Here is a 208-nt window from a genome sequence, read left to right as displayed (position 1 = left end):
TCGTTGACTTTGGCGAGTTGATCTTGTCCGTAATTGCACTGCCTGGCGATCTTTAGCGGGTCGTCAGGCAGCTGCGTTTTCGAGTGCAGGTACCACTCGAGCATTTTGCGTTGGCGTTCCCCGGATCTGCCGCGGTGGGCGTCGGCGATGCGTTTGAGTTGGGCGTTGATGCCGCCTTCCAGGCTGTTGGTTGTTGATGCCCAGCGCT

General features: G+C 58.7%; 1 pseudogene. It reads right to left on the bottom strand.

Annotated features, from left to right (window positions below):
• Nucleotides 1–208: pseudogene (locus tag QP140_RS10365) on the bottom strand (IS1249 family transposase); the annotation flags it as partial.

This window comes from Corynebacterium sp. UMB9976, from assembly GCF_030212265.1.
Classification (GTDB): domain Bacteria; phylum Actinomycetota; class Actinomycetes; order Mycobacteriales; family Mycobacteriaceae; genus Corynebacterium.
This window is presented reverse-complemented; position numbering and strand designations above follow the sequence as displayed.